The following is an 18,791-nucleotide window of genomic DNA, read 5'->3' as shown; positions in this document are numbered from 1 at the left end:
GCCGCAGCGCGACGATCAGCTGGCGACGAAGCAGGTTTCGCCGGCGACACGCAACCGTCCGCAGATATCGGCGGCCTGGTTCGCGCTGCCCGCATCGACGCGCAACCGGTACAGTGTGTTGCCACCGCGTGCGACCGGCTCGACGAACTTGTTCAGCGGCGCGAGATAGCTGAAGCGCTTGGCGAAGTTGGTCCATGCCGAATTGGCCACCGCAGCACTCGGAAAGGCGCCGAGCTGGACGAGCGATCCGCTCGCGACGGGGCCCGCCGCTGCCGGCCGCGCCTGAAGCGGCGGGGCCGCGACCAGCCGGCCGCCCGATGCAGGCACCTGCGCCACCGCGTTGCGGCCGGCGGGATCGTCCGCCCCCGTCGACGTCGCCACCGCACGGCGTCCGGCGACCGGCGCCTCGGGCACGCCCGTCAGGTCGATCGCACCATTGCCGGCACCCTTGCCCGCGCTGGTGGCGATCGCGCTGTCGCCTTCGCCATTGACCTTGAGGCCGCCGACCGCGTCGGGCTTGACTTTGTACGGCGTCGCTGGCGCGGCGATCAGCTGGCCGTCGCCCGACGGCACGCGGTTCTGCAACGTGTAGACCCCGAAGATGATCGCCGCGAGCAGACCCAGCCCCAGCACGACCAGCGCGACGACACGCGCGATCGGCGGGCCGTCACGATCGTCCGACTCGATCGTCTCCAGCCAGGGCAGTCGATCTTCCTCGCGCAGGTTCATCTCGTCGGCCATCAGTTCAACTCCGAAACCGCCTCGACGCCCATGATGGCAAGGCCGTTGCGGATGATCTGCCCGATTGCGTCCGCCAAGAAAAGCCGTGCCGCCGTGGCGCCGGGATCCTCGACCACCAGGAAGCGCCGCTCCGGCCGATCGTTGCCGACATTCCACAGCGCATGGAACGCTGCGGCCAAGTCGTAGAGATAGAACGCGATCCGGTGCGGCTCGCGCGCCGTAGCGGCAGTTTCGACGATTCGCGGAAACTGGCTGGCGAGCTTCATCAGCGCGAGCTCGTCCGTATCAAGCCGGGACAGGTCCGCCTCGATCGCGGCGATTCCCGCCTCGTCCGCGCGCCGGTGCAGCGACGCGATCCGCGCATGCGCATATTGGACGTAGAAGACCGGATTGTCCTTCGACGCCTCGACCACCTTGGCGAAGTCGAAGTCCATCTGCGCGTCCGACCGCCGGGTCAGCATCGTGAAGCGCACGACATCCTTGCCGACCTCGTTCACGACATCGGCGAGCGTGACGAAATTGCCCGACCGCTTCGACATCTTCACCGGCTCGCCATTGCGCAGCAGCCGGACCATCTGGACCAGCTTGACGTCGAACCGAGTCTTGCCGCCGGTCAGCGCGGCCACGCCCGCGACGATCCGCTTGACCGTGCCACCGTGATCCGCGCCCCAGATGTCGATCAACTGGTCGGCGGTCTGGCTCTTCTGGAAATGATAGGCGAGATCGGCACCGAAATAGGTCCAGGACCCGTTCGACTTCTTGATCGGCCGATCCTGGTCGTCGCCGAACTGCGTCGAGCGGAACAGCGGCAGCTCGACCGGCTCCCAGTCGTCCGCCATCTCGCCCTTGGGCGCCTCGAGCACGCCGTCATAGACCAGATCGCGCGACCGCAATTCGGCCTCCGCCGCCTCGGGCTTGCCGAGCGCCTGCAGCTCCGCCTCGGAGGAGAACACCTCATGCTCGATCCCGAGCAGCGCGAGATCGGCGCGGATCATCACCATCATCGCCGCGACCGCACGCGTCCGGAACATCGCCAGCCAGTCGCTTTCGGGCGCGCCGACGAACCGGTCGCCATATTCGCTCGCCAGCGCCTGCCCGATCGGCACGAGGTAATCGCCGGGATACAGGCCCTCGGGGATCGTCACCGTCTCGCCCAGCGCCTCACGGTACCGCAGGTGGACCGAGCGCGCGAGCACATCGACCTGGCCGCCGGCATCGTTGACATAATATTCGCGGATCACCCGGTGCCCGGCAAATTCGAGCAAGCTGGCCAGCGCGTCGCCGACCACCGCGCCCCGGCAATGCCCCATGTGCATCGGTCCGGTCGGGTTCGCCGACACATATTCGATGTTGACGGTGATCCCGTCGCCCAGCGTCGAGCGCCCGTAATCGGCGCCTGCGACCGGCACCGCGGCCAGCTCGCCGCGCCAGGCATCGTCGGTCAGCTTCATGTTGATGAAGCCCGGTCCCGCCACGCTCGCGCTGTCGACGGACTCGATCTTGCCGAGTTCGACGACCAGCGCATCCGCCAGCACGCGCGGGTTGGTCTTGGCGGGCTTGGCCAGCACCATCGCCGCGTTGGTCGCGAGATCGCCGTGGCTTGCATCGCGCGGCGGCTCGACCGTCACGTTCTTGCGGTCGAGCCCGGCCGGCAACAATCCCGCCTCGGTCAGCGTGTCGAGCGCCGCATCGATATGCGCGGCGAAGCGGGTATAGAGCGTCATGACAATTCCGGTATCGTAAGGAAGCGGGGGCTCTAGCTCAAAGCAGGGCCGGGCTCAATTCATCCCGCACCCCCCCGGTCAGGTGCGGACCAGCCCCTCGATCGCCAGGGTCCGGGCGCTGGCCGGGAACAGCGTCGCCATCGCGCGGCCGGGCTCGACGCCGAAATGCGCCGCGACCGCACCGCCGATGAACGCGTCGAGCGCCATGGTCGGTTTGAGGTCGCGCCCGTCGTAGAGCGCCCCTGCCCCCAGCCCCGGCCAGTCGGCGATCACGCGCCCGCCCGCGACCCTGCCGCCCAGCACCATCGCCGACGCGCCCGTCCCGTGATCGGTGCCGCCGGTCCCGTTGACCGCGACGGTCCGCCCGAACTCGGTCGCGACCAGCACCATCGTCTCGGCCCAGAGCGGCCCGAGCCCCGTCTGCAACGCGCCGATCATCGCATCGAGGCCCTTGAGCTGGGCGGCGAGGCGCCCGCGCTGGCCGGCATGCGTGTCCCAGCCGCCGGTCTCGATCATCGCGATGCGGGCGCCGTTCGCCGGCGCGATCAGGCGTGCGGCGAGCGTGCCCGTCGCTGCCGCGTTCTGGCCGTTCGCCGCGGCGAGGTCGCTGGTCAGGGTTCGCGTCGCCATCGCCTCGCTCCACAGGCCATGGAGCTGCGCGTCGCCCTGATACAGCATCGCGACGCGCTGAAGCAGGTCGTCGGACGCATCGGGCAGGTTGGACGGCGCATAGGAGGCGACCTCCCGCCGGCCGCGCAGCGCCATCGGCACGGTCGCGGCGACCGCGATGCCGCGCGCCGAATCGGCGGGCAGCAGGTCGAGCAGGCGATTGAGCCACCCGTCCTTGACCTGATAGGCGGTGGCGCCGCCCGTCTCGAGAACGTTCTGCCCATCGAAATGCGATCGGTCGCGATAGGGGGACGCGATCGCATGCGCGAACACCGCCTCCTTGCGCGCATACAGGCCCGCGGTCGTCGCAAGCGCGGGATGCAACGCGAACAAGCCGTCGAGCCTGGCGCCCGACGCGAAGTCCGCGGCTAGATCGCCGCGGACGCCCGCAAAGGCCGGGTCGCCGACCGCTCCGATCGTTCCCAGCCCGTCGGCCGCGCCGCGCTGGATGATGAAGACGAACCGCTTGGCGGTGGCGGCGCGGGCAAAGGCCATGCGCGGTGCAAATCCGCTGGCGAGGCCGCCGAGCAGGGCGGAGGTGATGACGTGACGACGGTCGAGCATGGCTTATCTCCGCATCGATTCGGGTGCGACGAGCAGCAGCGCGAGCGCCTGCCCGGGGCTTTCGGCGCGCGCCAGCGCCTCGGTCGTGGCGGCGCTCACCGATCCGGGGAACAGCGTCGCCGCCAGTCTGCGGGCATCGATCGCCCCGCCCGCGCGCGAGGCGAACCGCTCCGCCGCCTCGACCCGGCGCATTATCGCATCGGGCCCCGCCCAGCTCGCGGCGATGTCGTCATAGCCGGCCGGCTGTCCGGGCTTCCACACCGGCTGGCCAAGCTGCGTCAGCAGGCCGGCGATCGCGCCCGGCTGAACACTGGTCATGCCCAGCGCACGCATCGCCGCGATCGACCATTCCCAGGGCGTCTTGAATTTCACCGGCGTCTCGATCCAGGCCTCGGGCGATGCGATCAGCGCGCGGTACACGCTCGGCAGGTCGCCGCCGGTCTCCAGGAACACCGCCCGCAAACGCGCGACCATCGCGGGCGGCGGCACGTCACCGGCGAAGTGCCGGGCGAGCTTGGTCGCGACGTGCGTCGCGGTCGCCGGGTTCACCGCGAGATTGCGCAATACAGCCTGCGCCTGATCCTCGCCATCCTCTCCATAGCGTTTGCCGAGCACGGTCCGCACGCCAGGTTCGTGGACCGCCTCCGCAAAACGAAACCGCCCCGCCGGGCCCTGATCCCGTCCGCCGCCACGCCCCAGGCCCGCCACCGTCCACCCCGTCATCGCACGCGCAAGCTCGGTGACGTCGTCCTGACCATAGCCGGTGCGCACGCCCAGTGTGTGCAGCTCGAGGATCTCACGCGCGAGGTTCTCGTTCAGCCCGACCTTGCGCCCGCCCCGCGCCGCGACCCGCATGCCGAGCGCGCTGTTCGGGCCGACCGACACCGCCTGGTCGAGATAGAGCAGCATCGCCGGGTGCCGTTCGACCGCGGCCAGCATGTCGCCGAACCGGCCCAGCACGTGCGGCCGGATCGCCTCGAACTCGAGTGTCCCCGCCAGCCCGACCACCGTCAGCCGGTCGGCCGACACCGCAAAGTGATTCGCCCAGAAATGCACGAGCCGCTCGACGAACGGAGTCTGCGTGGTGAGCGCAGCGATCGCGCGCGCGGCGACCGCAGCGCCGTAATCGTCCCGCGCCTGCTTCCCCATCGCCTGTCGTGCGGCCCGCACCGCGTCGCTGCGCACCGGCGGTGTCGCCGGCGCGGTGCGCATGGCATCCGGCGGTGGTGCGGCCGCGCGAGCCGCACGTTGCGCTTGCTGATAGCTCGCGAGATCGGTTGCAACGCGCGCGCTGTCAGGGGCGGCGGCAATCGCCGGCGGGCGGATCACAAACGCCGGCATCTGCGCCGATAGCCAGTCCCTGCCGTTACCGACCACCTCGTCGGGTCGCGCACCAATTCCGAACCGGTTCAATGCGATGCTCGCCTGCGTCATCCGTCATCTCCTGCGGTCTGGTCCTAGCCCGGGAGTGTCGCAGGATTATGCCAATCGCGGCACCAAGGGTTGCCGTGCACGCCGTGCAAGTGCGACGGACTCCTTTGCAATTGCTGCTTATGCTGCACCGCAATATCTTCTGGGCATCAAAGCTGGGTGACCACCCGATTGCGCCCGGTACGATCTTTCACTGCGGAGCACATATCATGCGCAAGACCGTATACGTCCTCGCCGCCGCGGCGGCCGCCCTCACCTCGACGATCGGCATGGCCAAGGAAGCCAAGCAGTCCTTCGAGTATGAAGGCAGCACCTATGTCTACACCAGCAGCGTCGAGAACGGCCGCCAGGTCATCAACGGCCGCCGCTTCCCGTCGGGCCAGGCATTTCACCTGATCGTGCGCGGCGACCGCGTGTCGGGTACGGCGGGCGGCGTGCCGGTCGCCTTCGCGACCACCGAAGCATCGGGCGCAGCCGGCGGTATCGCCGCCGTTGCACGCTAAGACACTGACGGCTTAGCCGATTTCGCGTGGACATTGATCCCGCGAAATCGGCCGGGCTTCAGAACCCCTCGGGCAGATCGATCGGCCCGACCAGCTCGCGGTAGCGCGAGATGGCATAGCGATCGGTCATGCCGGCGATGAAGTCGGCGATGTGCCGGCTGCGATCCGGATCCGCCTGGGGCAGGCGGTCGCGCCATTCCTCGGGGATCGTGCCGGGATCGTCGCGATAGATCGCGAACAGCCCGGTCACGATCCCGTGTGCGGCATCCGCCGCGGCGATCTGGCGCGGATGATGATACAGGTTCGCGTACATGAACCGCTTCAGATCGCGCTCTTCCTCGCGCATCGCATCGGAAAATCCGACAAGGCATTCGCCCGCGTCGCGCACGTCCTCGACGCTGGTGACACCGCTTGCCGCGATCCGGCGACGCGTTTCGGCGATCAGGTCGTTGGCCATCGTGCCGATCTGCGAGCGCACCAGTTCACCCATCAGCCGCTTCGGCTCGACATCGGGGAAGCGCGCGCAGGTATCGTCCCAGCCGCGCGCGATCAGTGGGACCGCCATCAGCTGGTCGAGCGTCAGCAATCCCGCGCGCAGCCCGTCGTCAATGTCGTGATTGTCATAAGCGATGTCGTCGGCGATCGCCGCGACCTGCGCCTCGAGCGACGAAAAGCTCGTGAGCGCAAGATCGAACGCCGAATCCGCCACGCGCAGCGCCCAGCCGGGGTGCCGCACCGGCCCGTTATGCTTGGCCAGTCCCTCGAGCGTTTCCCAGGTCAGGTTCAGCCCGTTCCATCGCGGATACGGGCGCTCGATCTCGGTCAGCGTCCGCAGCGTGTGGCCATTATGGTCAAACCCGCCCTGCCCGGTCAGCGCGATCTTCAGCGCATCCTCGCCGGCATGACCGAAGGGCGGGTGGCCAATGTCATGCGCGAGACACAGCGCCTCGGTCAGATCCTCATTCAATGCGAGCGTGCGGGCGACTGCACGGCCGATCTGCGCGACCTCGAGACTATGAGTCAGCCTGACGCGGAAATGATCGCCGTCGGGCGCCATGAAGACCTGCGTCTTGTGGCGCAGCCGGCGGAAGCTGATCGAGTGGATGATCCGGTCACGGTCACGCTGGAATGCGTCGCGCGGGCCGCGGACGGTCCCGTTCTGTTCCTCGTGAAGCCGACCTTTGCTCCGCGCTGGGTCCGAGGCCCAGGGCGCACGCGCGCTCACTTGGCGGGCAACTTCGTGACGACCTGACCGGCATCGCTGGTGAAGGAGAAGGTCGAGACGCCCTCCTTGGCAAGCGCATTGACGAAGGTCCGCGCCTCCGCGGCGGTCTTGAACGGCCCTGCCAGCACGCGGTTCGTTGCGCCCCACGGCGCCGTCCAGCCGCCGCGCGTTCCGACGACGGTCGGCGCCTTCGCCTTCACGCCCTTCCACGCCTTGGGCAGGTCACCCTCGGTCGCGCCGGTCGACACCTGGACCCAGATGCGCTCGGGGTTGGCGCGCGCGATCCGCTTCTCCTCTGCCGCTGCCTTGTCGGCGATCGCCTTCTTCTCGGCGGCGGCCTTCTTCTCGGCGGCCAGCTTCTTGTCGGCAATCGCCTTGCGGTCGGCGATCTTCTTGTCCGCCGCCAGCTTCGCGCGCGCCGCCTTCGCCTCGGCGAGCCGGGTCGCCGCAAGCGCCTCCGCCTCGGCTGCGGTATCGCGCTCCGCCTTGGCCTTCGCGTCGGCGAGCGCACGTGCGCCGGCGTCGTCGCCCGGGCCGACACCGGAGGCCGTTGCCGGCACCACGGGTGCAGCCCGAGCGATCGGCGCGACACCGAGTTCGGATGCCGGGATCGACAGCCCGGCAATGATCCGTGCGAGGATCGAATCCTCGCTGACAGGGATGCTCCGCCCGGTGGGAGCAGGCGTGGCGGCGACCGCGACCTGCGTCGGGGTCGACCCGATGCCGGACGCAGCGGCGGTGGGCGTCGCCGGGACGGTCTTAGCGACGACACCCGCCGCCGCTGGCGTGGTCGGGACAGCCGACGACACCGTGACCGGGGCCGTCGTGGTCCGCGGAATCATCGGCGGCGTCGTTCCGGCGGTCGTCGCTGGAGCGGTCGGCAGCGCCGCCATCTGCGCGACGATCGCAGAGGGCAGCGCACCGGGCGTATCGGGCGCGCGCGCCGGCGAAGACGCCGCCACGCTCGCCTGCGAGACCCGGTTCGCGTCCGCCGCCGCGACCGACGTCGTCCGGGCCGGCAGGGGCTGGACGAAGGTCGATGTCGGCGCGGACGGTGCGAGCGTCGTGGCGGCTGCAGGACCGGCCGGCCGCTGGACCGGCTGCGTCGATGCCAGCACCGCCGGTGGTTTCGGCAGCGGCTGGACCATGACCATCGGTGCGGACGCCTGCACGGTTGCCGCCGGGCGGACGGGCGAAGGCGTTGGGGCCGGAGTCGGCGCAGGGGTCGGCGTCGGCGTCACAGCGGCGACTTCGACGCGACCCGGCCGTGCGGGCTTGTCGCGGCGGGTAGCCGATCGATCGGCGCCCGCCTTGGCACGGCCCGTCGGCTGTGGTGCGGGCTGCGGCTCGGCCGCCGCGAGCATCACCGGCGCGGTCGGATCGGCACCCAGTTGCGGCAGGACCGGCGTCATCCGCGCATCGGCGATCCGCTGCGGCGTCGCATGGACTTCGCCGAAATGCACCGCAAAGGCGCGGTCTGCGGGCGCAAGCAATGGCAGACGCTGGAAGAAGGGCTGCAGACCACGCGCCGCAGCCCCGGGCATCATCGTCGTGACGATCGTCTCGGCGCCGCGCACGTCGTTGTTCATCGCCAGGATGAACGCACGCGCGCGCCACGCTCCACGGTCCTTCTTGAGGACCAGCGGGTCGAGCTGCTGCAGCGCCAGATCACGCTTGCCGGATATGCCGAGCGACAGGGCGTAACGCCGGACGGTTTCGTCATCGGGGGCATCGCGCAACGCGACACGATAGTCGCGCTGCGCCCGGTCCTGTTCGCCGATCAGGTCATAGGCCAGCCCGCGATCCGCGGCATAATAGCGCGGCTGGAGCCCGAACGCCTCGGCCTGCGCGAAATAGCGGAGCGCCTCGCCCGGTCGCTCGGAGCGGACCAGGATCGAGGCCATGCCGGCCTTCACCCGGCCGTTGCGCGGATCGACCTTCTCGGCGCGCGCGAACAGTGCCGCGGCACCGCTCAGATCACCGAGCCCGATCGACAGATCCCCCGCGCGTACCAGCGCATCGACGTTGCGCGGGTTTGACGCGAGCTGCCGCATCGTGTCGCCGAGGCGATCCGCGTCGGTCGTTCCGGGCAGGGGCTGGACGACTTCCTGCGCCCGCGCGCCGCTCGGGGCGGTGACCAGAACCAGCGCGAGCGCGGCGGTCAGGAGATGATGGGTCGGGAAGATCATGGGTGCCCGTAGCTAGACCCGAGCGCGCGGGAACGGGCAACATGTCGCGGCGCGCTACGCGCCAGGACGGGGCGCGCCGGCGACGAACCGGCGCGCCCCTTTGTGCAGGCCGTTACTGGTTGTTCTGGCGGTGCAGGAAGCGCGGAATGTCGAGCGGATCGGTCGGGGCCGCCTCGCCGTCTTCCTTGGCCGCGCCGCGCGCCGCATTCGACATGCGCTCGAACAGCGTCCCGCCGAGCTTGACGCGCGGCGTCGCCGGGGTGGCGGCCTCGGGCGCAGCTTCCGCACCCGGGGCGAGCCAGCGACGGCGTGCACCACCCTCGTCCGCAGCCGGCATCGGCGCCGGGGCCGCGGGCGTGGGAGCGGCATAACGATCGTCCGCGTAGGAGCGCGGCGGAGCCTGATAGGCAGGCGCCTGGGGCGTACGCGCGGTCGGCTGCGGCGCAGGCTGAGCCTGGACCGGCGGCTGCACCGGGGCGGGTGCAGGCGCAGCCTGTGTCGGCGCGGGGGCATAGGACTGCGGTGCGGCCGGTGCGGCGGGGACCATCTTGTCCTGGCCCAGGACGAGTTCCTCGTCACCGGTGCCGGACTGTACCGCGTCCGCGCTCGACAGGTCGAGCGGCTCGTCGCCCGTGCCAGTCGTGCCGGTCGGTGCTGCGGGCTCGCTCGGACGGAACGACGTCGATTCGTCGTTCTTCCGTCCCATTCCGAAGCTGAACGAGCGCGTCGGCTCGGGCGCGACGGCGGGCTTGGCGTCCGCATCGATCCCGGTCGCGACGACCGAGACGCGGATCTTGCCTTCCAGCTCCTGGTTGAACGCCGAACCCCAGATGATGTTCGCATCGGGATCGACCAGGTCGCGAATGTGATTCGCGGCTTCGTCGACTTCGAGCAGGCGCATGTCGTCGCCACCGGTGATCGAGATGATCACGCCCTTGGCACCCTGCATGCTGACGCCGTCGAGCAGCGGGTTCGAGATCGCCTTCTGCGCCGCCTCGAGCGCGCGATTGTCGCCGCTCGCCTCGCCGGTGCCCATCATCGCCTTGCCCATTTCCTGCATCACCGAACGGACGTCGGCAAAGTCGAGGTTGATGAGGCCAGGCATGACCATCAGGTCGGTGATGCTGCGGACGCCCTGCTGGAGGACCTCGTCCGCCATCGAGAACGCTTCCTTGAAGGTCGTGTTCGCGTTGGCGATCAGGAACAGATTCTGGTTCGGAATGACGATCAGCGTATCGACGTACTTCTGCAGTTCCTCGATGCCGCCATCGGCCGACTTGGCGCGACGATTGCCCTCGAACGCGAACGGCTTGGTAACCACGCCGACGGTCAGGATGCCCATGTCGCGCGCCGCCTTGGCGATGACCGGGGCGGCACCCGTGCCGGTGCCGCCGCCCATGCCGGCGGTGATGAAGCACATGTGCGCGCCTTCGAGCATCTTGGCGAGCTGGTCGATCGTCTCCTCGGCGGCCGCGCGGCCGATCTCGGGACGCGAGCCAGCACCGAGGCCCTGCGTGATCTTGGTGCCCAGCTGGATCCGCTGCGGCGCGGTCGACTGCTTGAGCGCCTGCGCGTCGGTATTGGCGACGAGGAAGTCGACGCCCTGGACGTCGGCCCTCATCATGTTCGCGATCGCGTTACCGCCCGCGCCACCGACCCCGATCACCGCGATGCGGGGGGCCAGCTCGTCCACTTCGGGACTCAGAAATTCGATGCTCATCGCCTGCTTCTCCGCCCATCCCGGTGATACGCTACGGCCGGGCCCCTGATTAACCTGTGTGCACCAACGCTACCGGCTGTTCCAGCCGAAATAGCGTCAGCCGTTTCGAAACTCTCAATAATTCGCGCGTGCCGCCTGAATCAACTTGCGGACCATACCGATTCCCTTTGGCCGGTGAACGATCGTCCGCTGCGGTGCAATACCGCGCAGGTCGATCGGATCGGTCGCCGCATAGAAGGCCAACCCCGCTAGCGTCGCAAAGGCCGGTCCGCCATGCGCCTCGGGCAGAGCGGTCAATCCACGCGGTCGGCCGATCCGGACCGACCGCCCGAGCGCCTGTTGCGCATAATCGGCAATGCCCTTCAGTTCCGCGCCGCCGCCGGTCAGCACGACCTGGCGCCCCACCGGCCCCTCGAACTTGAGCGTGCTCAGCGCATTGCGCACCTCGCCCATCTGATGTTCGAGCCGCTGGCGGATCACGCTGATCAGCTGCGCCTTGGTGATCTGCGCGCCCTCGCCCGCGCCGTCCTCGGCCGAGATCGGCATGACCGGGATCATGTCGTGATTGTCGCGGGGGGAGGCATTGGCCGAACCGTGGAAGCACTTCATCCGCTCGGCATTCTGCCGCCGCGTCCCGAACGCACTGGCGATGTCGTCGGTAATGTCCTGCGCGCCGATCGGGATCGAGGTCAGCCCGACGAGCATCCCGCCCGCGAACAGCGAGACATTGGTGATCCCCGCCCCCATCTCGACCAGCGCGACACCGAGCTCGCGCTCCTCGTCACTGAGGCACGCAAGCCCGGTCGCGACCGGTGAGGCGATGATCGACTTCACCTCGAGATGCGCCGACCGCACGCACAGATCGAGATTGCGCACCGGCGAACCGTCTGCGGCCACGACATGGATATGCACGCCAAGCCGGTCGGCATGCAGCCCGAGCGGCGTCTTCACGCCCGTCAGCCCGTCGAGCGTATAGAGCGCGGGCTGCGCGTGCAGCACCATCCGCCCCTGCGGATCGATCGAGTTGCGGCCCGCCGCGAGCAGCGCATCGATATCCTGCTGCTCGACGCGGTGGCCGCCCAGCTCGAACTCGACCTCGGCGACGTCGGACACAAGCCCGCCGGCCGAGAAGCCGACCCAGACATTCTCGATGTTGATGCCGGCAATCCGCTCGGCCTGCTCGACCGCTTCGCGCACCGCGGCCTCGGTCGTCGCCATGTCGGCGATATAGCCGCGCTTGACGCCGCGGCTCTCGCGCTGGCCGGTGCCGAGCACGATCAGCTCGCCGCCATCCCCCTTTTGCGCGATCATCGCCGAAACCTTCGACGACCCGATATCGAGCGCCGTGATCAGCCCTTCCGGTGCCACCTTCGCCATGTCATCCCTCCCCGCCCGTTAAGTTCGCGTCCGCCGTCTGCGACGGTATAGTCGTCTGTGGCTCGCTGGATACCGGCGCGGGCACGTCGACGCTGTGCGCCAGGCTCGCCCCCGGCTTGCGCGCGACCAGCTTGGTCGGATCGCGCATGTCGAAGCGGATCCAGCCACGCCCGAGCAGCGGCCGTGCGCCATCGAGCTCGGCAAACTTCACCAGCGCACGCGGCGCCCCGTCCTCGGGCAATGCCAGCGTCTCGCCGCTCTCGAAGGTCAGGTCCCAGCGCCGGTTGCCGACCCAAGTCGCCGCCTTCACCCGCGGCTTGAGCGCGGGGGCGGCGGCGAGCAGCGCCTGGTAGGACGCTTCCTGCCGGTCCGCGCCGGGCCCGATCACCAGCGGCAGGTTCGGGATCGCATCCGGCTGCACCGGTTCGAGCAGCACGCCCGACGCATCGATCAGCGTCAGATTGCCATTGTCCTGCCACACCGCCGCGGGCGTGCGCTCGACGATGTCCACCAGCAACGTGTCGGGCAGCCGCCGCGAGACGTGTGCGTCCGCGATCCAGCCATAGCGCAGCAATTTCCGGCGCACCGCCTCGAGATCGACGAGCGGCATCGCGCGGCTCTGCTGATCGAGCGCGACCGCATAGACCGACATGCGGTCCATCCGCTTCAGGCCGGTGACCTCGATCTGGTCGACCTTGAACCCCGCGCGCCCGGCGCCTTCGGCCATCGCGCCGCCGATCATGCCGGGGATACCAATCCATGTCGCCGCCGCGATCACGACCGCGCCGCCCGCGCCGAGGATCGACCAGGTCGCGATCTTCTTCAGCGTGTCCTCGCTGACCGGGAGCATCCCGACCAGCCGATCGAGCACCGACACCTTCTTGACCGCGACCTTGCGCCGCGGGGCGGGCCGCTTGGGTGGCGGGCCGCGCTTGATCGTCCGGCTCATGGCGCCCCGCCCGGCGCCAGCGGATGATCCGACAGCGCCTCGTCGACGATCGCCTGGACGAGCTCGGCATAGCTCATGCCGATGTGCCGCGCCTGTTCAGGCACGAGGCTGAGCGGGGTCATGCCCGGCTGCGTGTTGACCTCGAGCAGGAACAGCCCGTCGACCCCGCGCTCGTCGTCCCAGCGGAAGTCGGATCGCGATGCGCCGTTGCAGCCGAGCAGCCGGTGCGCCTCGAGCGCGAGGCTCTTGCAGGCGTCGGCGATCTCGTCGGGAATGTCCGCCGGGCAGACATGCTCGGTCATCCCGTCGGTATATTTCGCGTCGTAATCATACCAGCCGCTCTTGGGCTTGAGTTCGGTGACGCCGAGCGCGCGACCGCCCAGCACCGCGGTCGTCAGCTCGCGCCCGCGGATATACGGCTCGGCGAGCAGTTCGTCGAAGTCGATCCACGGCCCGACCGCGTCGCGCGCGATCGGATTGCCGTAATTGCCGCTGTCGGTGACGATCGCCACGCCGACCGACGACCCCTCGTTGACGGGCTTGAGCACATAGGGGCGTGCCATCGGATCCCCCTCGAACAGGTCGACCGAGCGGACGATCCGCCCACCCGGCATCGGTACACCGGCCGGGACGAGCAGCAGCTTGGTCAGCACCTTGTCGATCGCGATCACCGAGGTCGCAAGCCCCGAATGCGTGTAGCGCAACCCCATCAGGTCGAGCAGCCCCTGCACCGAGCCATCCTCGCCGGGCGTCCCGTGCAGCGCGTTGAACACGAGATCGGGGCTGGCGTCGGCCAGCCGGGCGGCGACGTCGCGTCCCATGTCGATCCGCGTGACGCGGTGACCAAGTGATTCGAGCGCATCGGCGCAGCCATTGCCCGACATCAGCGAAACCTCACGCTCCGCCGACCAGCCGCCCATCAGCACGGCGATGTGAAGCGGACCGCTCATTTCGCCACCCCGACCCGCTGGATTTCCCATTCCAACGTCACCCCAGAATGCGCCTTCACCTTGGTCCGTACCTCTTCACCCAGCGCCTCGATCTCCGCGCTCAACGCGGACCCGAGGTTCAGCAGGAAATTGCAATGCTTCTCGCTGACCTGCGCGTCGCCGCGCGTCAGCCCGCGGCACCCGGCGGCGTCGATCAGCGCCCAGGCCTTGTGCCCCTCGGGATTCTTGAACGTCGATCCGCCGGTGCGCGACCGGAGCGGCTGCGACGCCTCGCGCTCCGCGGCGATCCGGTCCATCTCGGCCCCGATCACGGCAGGCTCGCCGGGCGTGCCCGAAAACACCGCCTCGACCACCACCGCCCCCGCCGGCAGGTCCGAATGCCGGTATACATAGCCGAACCGCGCCGCGGGCCAGGTCTCGACCGCGCCGTCGCGCGTGACGACGGTGGCCTCGATCAGAATATCGCTGACGTCGCGTCCATAGGCCCCCGCGTTCATCCGCACCGCGCCGCCGACCGTCCCCGGAATCCCGCGCAAGAATTCGAGCCCGGCGATCCCCGCATCGCGTGCAGCGCTGGCGACCGTGATCCCCATCGCCCCCGCCCCGGCACGAACGCGACCGTCCTGGACCGACACCTTCGCCATTGCCTTGGGCAGCCGCACCACGACCCCCGGCACACCCCCGTCGCGGACGATCAGGTTGGAGCCGACGCCGACCGGCAGGACCGGCGTCGACGGATCGAGAGTCTTCAACAACCCAGCCAGATCCTCGACATCCGCAGGTCGCACCAGCCACTCGGCAGGCCCGCCGGTCCGAAACCAGATGAAGTCCGCGAGCGAACCCCCGGCCTCCACGCTCCCCCTGATGGTCTCCCGCGAAGGCGGGAGCCCGGTCTGGGTCCGCGCCTTCGCGGGGACACAAGGAGATGCAGAACTCACGCCGGCACCTTCGCACGCTCGACCGCGATCGCGTCGGCGAGCCCGGCCGCCCATTTGGTAATGTCGCCCGCGCCGAGGCAGACGACCATGTCATCCGCCTCGATCGTCGCCGCCAGCTCGGCCGCCAGCGCATCCGCATCCGCGACCACGCCCGCAAACCGGTGGCCGCGCCGCTTCAATCCCTCGACCAAAGCCGCCGCATCGACGCCCTCGACCGGCGTCTCGCCCGCCGCATAGACCGGCGTCACCAGCACCCGGTCCGCGTCGTTGAACGCGGTCTGGAAATCCTCCATCAGATTGCCGAGCCGTGAATAGCGATGCGGCTGCACGACCGCGATCACGCGCCCCTTCGCGCCCTCGCGCGCGGCGGCCAGCACCGCGCGGATCTCGACCGGGTGATGCCCGTAATCGTCGATGATCGCGACACCGCCACCCTCGACCGGAACCTCGCCCACCTTGGTGAAGCGCCGCTTCACGCCGCCGAACTTGGCAAAGCCCTGCTGGATCGTCGCATCCTCGATGCCCAGCTCGAGCGCGACGCCGATCGCGGCCAGCGCGTTCTGGACGTTGTGCCGGCCCGGCATCGGCATCTCGATCCCCGCAATCGTCCGCGTCGCGCCGTCGCGCGTCCGCACCACGCAGTCGAAGCGGTTGCCGCCCGGGATCGGCGTCACCTCGACGCCGCGGACATCCGCCTGCGCCGAGAAGCCATAGGTCACGATCCGCCGATCGCGCACGCGCGGCAGGATTCCCTGCACCTCCGGGTGATCGAGGCACAGCAACGCCGCGCCGTAGAAGGGCACGTTCTCGACGAACTCGACGAACGCATCCTTCACCGCGTCGAACGATCCATAATGATCGAGATGCTCGGGATCGATGTTGGTGACGACCGCGATCGTGCCGTCCAATCGCAGGAAGCTGCCGTCACTCTCGTCCGCCTCGACCACCATCCAGTCGCTCGCACCCAGTCGCGCGTTCGATCCGTAGCTGTTGATGATCCCGCCATTGATTACCGTCGGATCGACCCCGCCCGCATCGAGCAGCGCGGCGACCATCGACGTCGTCGTCGTCTTGCCGTGCGTGCCGGCAACCGCGACGGTCGACTTCAGCCGCATCAGTTCGGCCAGCATCTCCGCGCGCCGCACCACGGGTACGCGCGCGTTGAGCGCCGCCTCGACCTCGGGGTTCGACCGAACGATCGCAGTCGAGACGACCACGACTGCCGCGTCACCGATATTTTCCGCGGCATGGCCGATCGCGACCGGAATGCCCTTGTCGCGCAGGCCCTGCACGACATAGCCCTCGGCCACGTCCGAGCCCTGCACGCGGTAGCCGAGATTCTTCATCACCTCGGCGATGCCCGACATGCCGATCCCGCCGATGCCGACGAAATGGATCGTGCCGATATCGGTCGCTACACCCTTCATGCAAATTGTACCTTTGGCTTGGATGGGCGCCCGACCGGCAGTCGCGACACCGGCGCATCGAGGCTTTCGACCAGATCGGCCAGATCGCTCGCGGCATTGGGGCGGCCGCAACTGCGCGCGCGTCCCGCGGCGTTCTGCAGCGCGGCGGGATCGAGCCCGAGCTTCTGCATCTGCTTGGCGAGTTCGACCGCAGTGAAGTCGCCCTGCCGGATCGTCCGTGCGCCGCCGGCGCGGGTGATCTCGCGGGCGTTGACCGTCTGGTGATCGTCGGTCGCGCCCGGCAGCGGCACCAGGATCGCCGGCCGCCCCGCCGCGGTCAGCTCCGCGATCGTCGAGGCGCCCGCGCGCGCGATCACCAGATGCGCCCAGGCGAGCTGTTCGGGTATGTCGGGCAGATAGGTGGCGAGTTCGGCCGGGATGTGATGCTCGGCATATTGCGCGCGCACGGCGTCAATATCCTCGATCCGCGCCTGATGCGTGACCTGCAGACGCCGCCGGAACGTCACCGGCAGCATCGCGAGCCCATCCGGAACGACCTGAGACAGGATGCTCGCGCCCTGGCTACCGCCGGTCACCAGCACACGGAAGATGCCATCCTCCTCGAGCAGCGGATAGGGCCTGGCGCGCAATGCGAGCACCGCCTCGCGCACCGGATTGCCGACGAGATGCGTCTTGGCGAGGAGCCCGGACGCGAGCCGTTCGGTCGGCTCGGACGAGGTCGCGATCGCGTCGACGCGTCGTGCCACAAGCCGGTTCACCCGCCCCAGCACCGCATTCTGCTCGTGCACCGCGGTCGGGATCCGATTCGCAAACGCCGCCAGCAGCGCGGGCAGCGCGGGATAGCCACCAAAGCCGATCACCGCCGCCGGCTTGAACGTGCGATAGAGTTCACGTGCCATCATCCGCCCGCGCCACATCGATCGCGTCGCCTTGGCCCAGCCCAGCGGTCCGCCGGTAAAGCGCCCGGCGGGAAGGACATGCGTCTGAATTCCCTCGAACAATCCGGGGAACCGCACGCCGCGCTCATCACTGACCAGCGCGACGCGGTGGCCACGCCTCGTCAGCTCAGCGGCAAGCGCCGCCGCGGGCACCATGTGTCCGCCGGTCCCGCCTGCCGCGAGCACGAAATGCCGGGGACGTTGATTCACAGTCATTCACCACTCCAGCGGACGACATAGGGGCTCCGCGTGAGAAACGGATTGCGCCGGGTAAACGCCAGCAGCAACCCCATGCCGACCGACAAGGCGATCATCGACGACCCGCCATAGCTGATGAACGGCAGCGTCATGCCCTTTGACGGTGCGAGCCCGGTGTTCACCGCCATGCTGACCAGCGCCTGCGCGCCGAACTGCGTCGCCAGCCCGGCCGAGGCCAGAAGCTTGAATTCATCCTGTTCGTCCAGCAGCTTGACGAACACGCGCACGACGATCGCAAGGAAAATCACCGCGATCACCGAACAGGCGATCAGCCCGAATTCCTCGCCGATCACCGAGAAGATGTAATCGGTATGCGCCTCGGGCAGCCCGAACTTGGCGATGCCGCCGCCGGGCCCCGTGCCGGTCCAGCCGCCCGCGGTCAGCGTGTTGTGCGCGGCATTGGTCTGGAAGTGATCCGACGCGCCCTCGCCCTCGATCCCCGGGAACAGGAACGCGTCGATCCGCGACCGCGCCGTGCCGTAGAACATATAGGCAGCGACCAACCCGACCGGCACGCAGCCGACGAGGCCTGCCATCACGCGCATCGGCGTTCCCGCGATCATCAGCAACGCCATCCACACGGTGCAATAGATGATCGTCTGGCCGAAATCGGGTTGCAGCATAAGCATGACTGCGATCGTGCCGGTCAGCCCGCCCGTGATCAGCACGGTCGGCAGTTCGGGATCCTTCGCGCGCAGCGACAGGAGCCAGGCGACAGTGACGATGAAGACCGGCTTCAGAAACTCGGACGGCTGGAACTGCGCAAAGCCATAGCCGATCCAGCGACGCGCGCCGTTGACCTCGGATCCGACGAACGGCGTCACCGCGAGGATCAGCAGCAGCACCGCCGCCGCGGTCAGCGCCATGCGCCGCGCCATTGCGACGGGCATCATCGACACCCCGAACAGCACCGGCATCGAGACGCCGACCCACATCAGCTGACGCCAGAAATAATAAAGCGGCGTCAGCTTGTGATGCTCGCCCGAATAGCGGACTGCGGTCGCGGGCGACGCCGCAGCCACCGCGATCAGCCCGATCGCGATCAGGAACAGCGTCAGCAGCAGCAGCATCCGGTCGATATCCCAGAACCACGTGCCAAGCGGCGACTGATCGCCACGCCCGCCGCGCCGCTTCATCTTCGCGACGATCCCGGTCTTGTGCCCTGCGCTCATCATCGGTGTCCGCATA

15 protein-coding genes are annotated in these 18,791 nt (G+C 68.9%); 1 reads left to right on the top strand and 14 read right to left on the bottom strand.

From position 1 onward, the window contains the following. Positions 1-15 precede the first annotated feature (15 nt). The 4 genes from IFT54_RS06045 to IFT54_RS06030 all read right to left on the bottom strand — a co-directional run bounded on the left by IFT54_RS06045 (position 16) and on the right by IFT54_RS06030 (position 5,132). Positions 16-741: an SPOR domain-containing protein gene (locus IFT54_RS06045; protein ID WP_107045989.1), complete on the bottom strand. Its 726-nt coding sequence runs from the start codon at positions 739-741 to the stop codon at positions 16-18. Beyond that, entirely contained in the window at positions 741-2,465 is a 1,725-nt protein-coding gene (gene argS / locus IFT54_RS06040) for an arginine--tRNA ligase (protein WP_037530972.1), read from the bottom strand. The genes IFT54_RS06045 and argS overlap by 1 nt, the downstream gene beginning before the upstream one ends. Before the next feature lie 78 nt (positions 2,466-2,543). Next, positions 2,544-3,698, bottom strand: coding sequence for a DUF1501 domain-containing protein (locus IFT54_RS06035; RefSeq protein WP_192069959.1), 1,155 nt, complete (start codon positions 3,696-3,698; stop codon positions 2,544-2,546). 3 nt (positions 3,699-3,701) lie between these two features. Continuing rightward, complete coding sequence (locus tag IFT54_RS06030; protein WP_192069958.1) at positions 3,702-5,132, bottom strand: DUF1800 domain-containing protein; 1,431 nt, start codon at positions 5,130-5,132, stop codon at positions 3,702-3,704. Positions 5,133-5,338: 206 nt separating this feature from the next. Here IFT54_RS06030 and IFT54_RS06025 point away from each other — a divergent pair, with 206 nt between their 5' ends. After that, complete coding sequence (locus IFT54_RS06025; protein WP_037531548.1) at positions 5,339-5,632, top strand: hypothetical protein; 294 nt, start codon at positions 5,339-5,341, stop codon at positions 5,630-5,632. Between the two features lie 58 nt (positions 5,633-5,690). On the opposite strand, the gene IFT54_RS06020 is transcribed toward IFT54_RS06025, so the two are convergent. The 10 genes from IFT54_RS06020 to IFT54_RS05975 all read right to left on the bottom strand — a co-directional run bounded on the left by IFT54_RS06020 (position 5,691) and on the right by IFT54_RS05975 (position 18,790). Then, positions 5,691-6,857 carry a deoxyguanosinetriphosphate triphosphohydrolase gene (locus IFT54_RS06020; RefSeq protein WP_192069957.1) on the bottom strand — a complete coding sequence of 389 codons (1,167 nt, stop codon included), beginning with the start codon at positions 6,855-6,857 and terminating at the stop codon, positions 5,691-5,693. Further along, a complete protein-coding gene (locus IFT54_RS20410) occupies positions 6,854-9,046 on the bottom strand; it encodes a tetratricopeptide repeat protein (RefSeq protein WP_192069956.1) in 2,193 nt (730 codons plus the stop codon). Before IFT54_RS20410 ends, IFT54_RS06020 begins: the two co-directional genes overlap by 4 nt. Before the next feature lie 112 nt (positions 9,047-9,158). Further along, positions 9,159-10,766 carry a cell division protein FtsZ gene (gene ftsZ / locus IFT54_RS06010; protein ID WP_192069955.1) on the bottom strand — a complete coding sequence of 536 codons (1,608 nt, stop codon included), beginning with the start codon at positions 10,764-10,766 and terminating at the stop codon, positions 9,159-9,161. Positions 10,767-10,880: 114 nt separating this feature from the next. Continuing rightward, on the bottom strand, positions 10,881-12,143 hold the full coding sequence (ftsA, locus tag IFT54_RS06005; protein ID WP_031393123.1) for a cell division protein FtsA: 1,263 nt from the start codon (positions 12,141-12,143) through the stop codon (positions 10,881-10,883). A 1-nt stretch (position 12,144) separates the two neighbouring features. Next, on the bottom strand, positions 12,145-13,092 hold the full coding sequence (locus tag IFT54_RS06000; protein ID WP_192069954.1) for a cell division protein FtsQ/DivIB: 948 nt from the start codon (positions 13,090-13,092) through the stop codon (positions 12,145-12,147). Next, on the bottom strand, positions 13,089-14,042 hold the full coding sequence (locus tag IFT54_RS05995) for a D-alanine--D-alanine ligase (RefSeq protein ID WP_192069953.1): 954 nt from the start codon (positions 14,040-14,042) through the stop codon (positions 13,089-13,091). Before IFT54_RS05995 ends, IFT54_RS06000 begins: the two co-directional genes overlap by 4 nt. Continuing rightward, the gene (gene murB, locus IFT54_RS05990) at positions 14,039-14,896 is read right to left on the bottom strand and encodes a UDP-N-acetylmuramate dehydrogenase (protein WP_446740660.1); all 858 of its coding nucleotides are present in this window, start codon (positions 14,894-14,896) and stop codon (positions 14,039-14,041) included. Before murB ends, IFT54_RS05995 begins: the two co-directional genes overlap by 4 nt. Positions 14,897-14,976: 80 nt before the next feature. Continuing rightward, complete coding sequence (murC, locus tag IFT54_RS05985) at positions 14,977-16,407, bottom strand: UDP-N-acetylmuramate--L-alanine ligase (RefSeq protein WP_192069951.1); 1,431 nt, start codon at positions 16,405-16,407, stop codon at positions 14,977-14,979. Next, positions 16,404-17,561, bottom strand: a complete 1,158-nt coding sequence (murG, locus tag IFT54_RS05980) for an undecaprenyldiphospho-muramoylpentapeptide beta-N-acetylglucosaminyltransferase (protein WP_192069950.1) — start codon at positions 17,559-17,561, stop codon at positions 16,404-16,406. Before murG ends, murC begins: the two co-directional genes overlap by 4 nt. Beyond that, positions 17,558-18,790: an FtsW/RodA/SpoVE family cell cycle protein gene (locus IFT54_RS05975; RefSeq protein WP_446740663.1), complete on the bottom strand. Its 1,233-nt coding sequence runs from the start codon at positions 18,788-18,790 to the stop codon at positions 17,558-17,560. Before IFT54_RS05975 ends, murG begins: the two co-directional genes overlap by 4 nt. Position 18,791: the final 1 nt, after the last annotated feature.

The sequence above is a fragment of the Sphingomonas sp. CFBP 13714 genome (assembly GCF_014842205.1).
Taxonomy (GTDB): domain Bacteria; phylum Pseudomonadota; class Alphaproteobacteria; order Sphingomonadales; family Sphingomonadaceae; genus Sphingomonas; species Sphingomonas aerolata.
This window is presented reverse-complemented; position numbering and strand designations above follow the sequence as displayed.

Excerpts from the sequence above, each read along its gene's own strand:
- IFT54_RS06045 (WP_107045989.1), bottom strand. The coding sequence starts at position 741 with ATGGCCGACGAGATGAACCTGCGCGAGGAAGATCGACTGCCCTGGCTG.
- argS (WP_037530972.1), bottom strand. The coding sequence starts at position 2,465 with ATGACGCTCTATACCCGCTTCGCCGCGCATATCGATGCGGCGCTCGAC.
- IFT54_RS06035 (WP_192069959.1), bottom strand. The coding sequence starts at position 3,698 with ATGCTCGACCGTCGTCACGTCATCACCTCCGCCCTGCTCGGCGGCCTC.
- IFT54_RS06030 (WP_192069958.1), bottom strand. The coding sequence starts at position 5,132 with ATGACGCAGGCGAGCATCGCATTGAACCGGTTCGGAATTGGTGCGCGA.
- IFT54_RS06025 (WP_037531548.1), top strand. The coding sequence starts at position 5,339 with ATGCGCAAGACCGTATACGTCCTCGCCGCCGCGGCGGCCGCCCTCACC.
- IFT54_RS20410 (WP_192069956.1), bottom strand. The coding sequence starts at position 9,046 with ATGATCTTCCCGACCCATCATCTCCTGACCGCCGCGCTCGCGCTGGTT.
- ftsZ (WP_192069955.1), bottom strand. The coding sequence starts at position 10,766 with ATGAGCATCGAATTTCTGAGTCCCGAAGTGGACGAGCTGGCCCCCCGC.
- ftsA (WP_031393123.1), bottom strand. The coding sequence starts at position 12,143 with ATGGCGAAGGTGGCACCGGAAGGGCTGATCACGGCGCTCGATATCGGG.
- IFT54_RS06000 (WP_192069954.1), bottom strand. The coding sequence starts at position 13,092 with ATGAGCCGGACGATCAAGCGCGGCCCGCCACCCAAGCGGCCCGCCCCG.
- IFT54_RS05995 (WP_192069953.1), bottom strand. The coding sequence starts at position 14,042 with ATGAGCGGTCCGCTTCACATCGCCGTGCTGATGGGCGGCTGGTCGGCG.
- murC (WP_192069951.1), bottom strand. The coding sequence starts at position 16,407 with ATGAAGGGTGTAGCGACCGATATCGGCACGATCCATTTCGTCGGCATC.
- murG (WP_192069950.1), bottom strand. The coding sequence starts at position 17,561 with ATGACTGTGAATCAACGTCCCCGGCATTTCGTGCTCGCGGCAGGCGGG.
- IFT54_RS05975 (WP_446740663.1), bottom strand. The coding sequence starts at position 18,790 with ATGCGGACACCGATGATGAGCGCAGGGCACAAGACCGGGATCGTCGCG.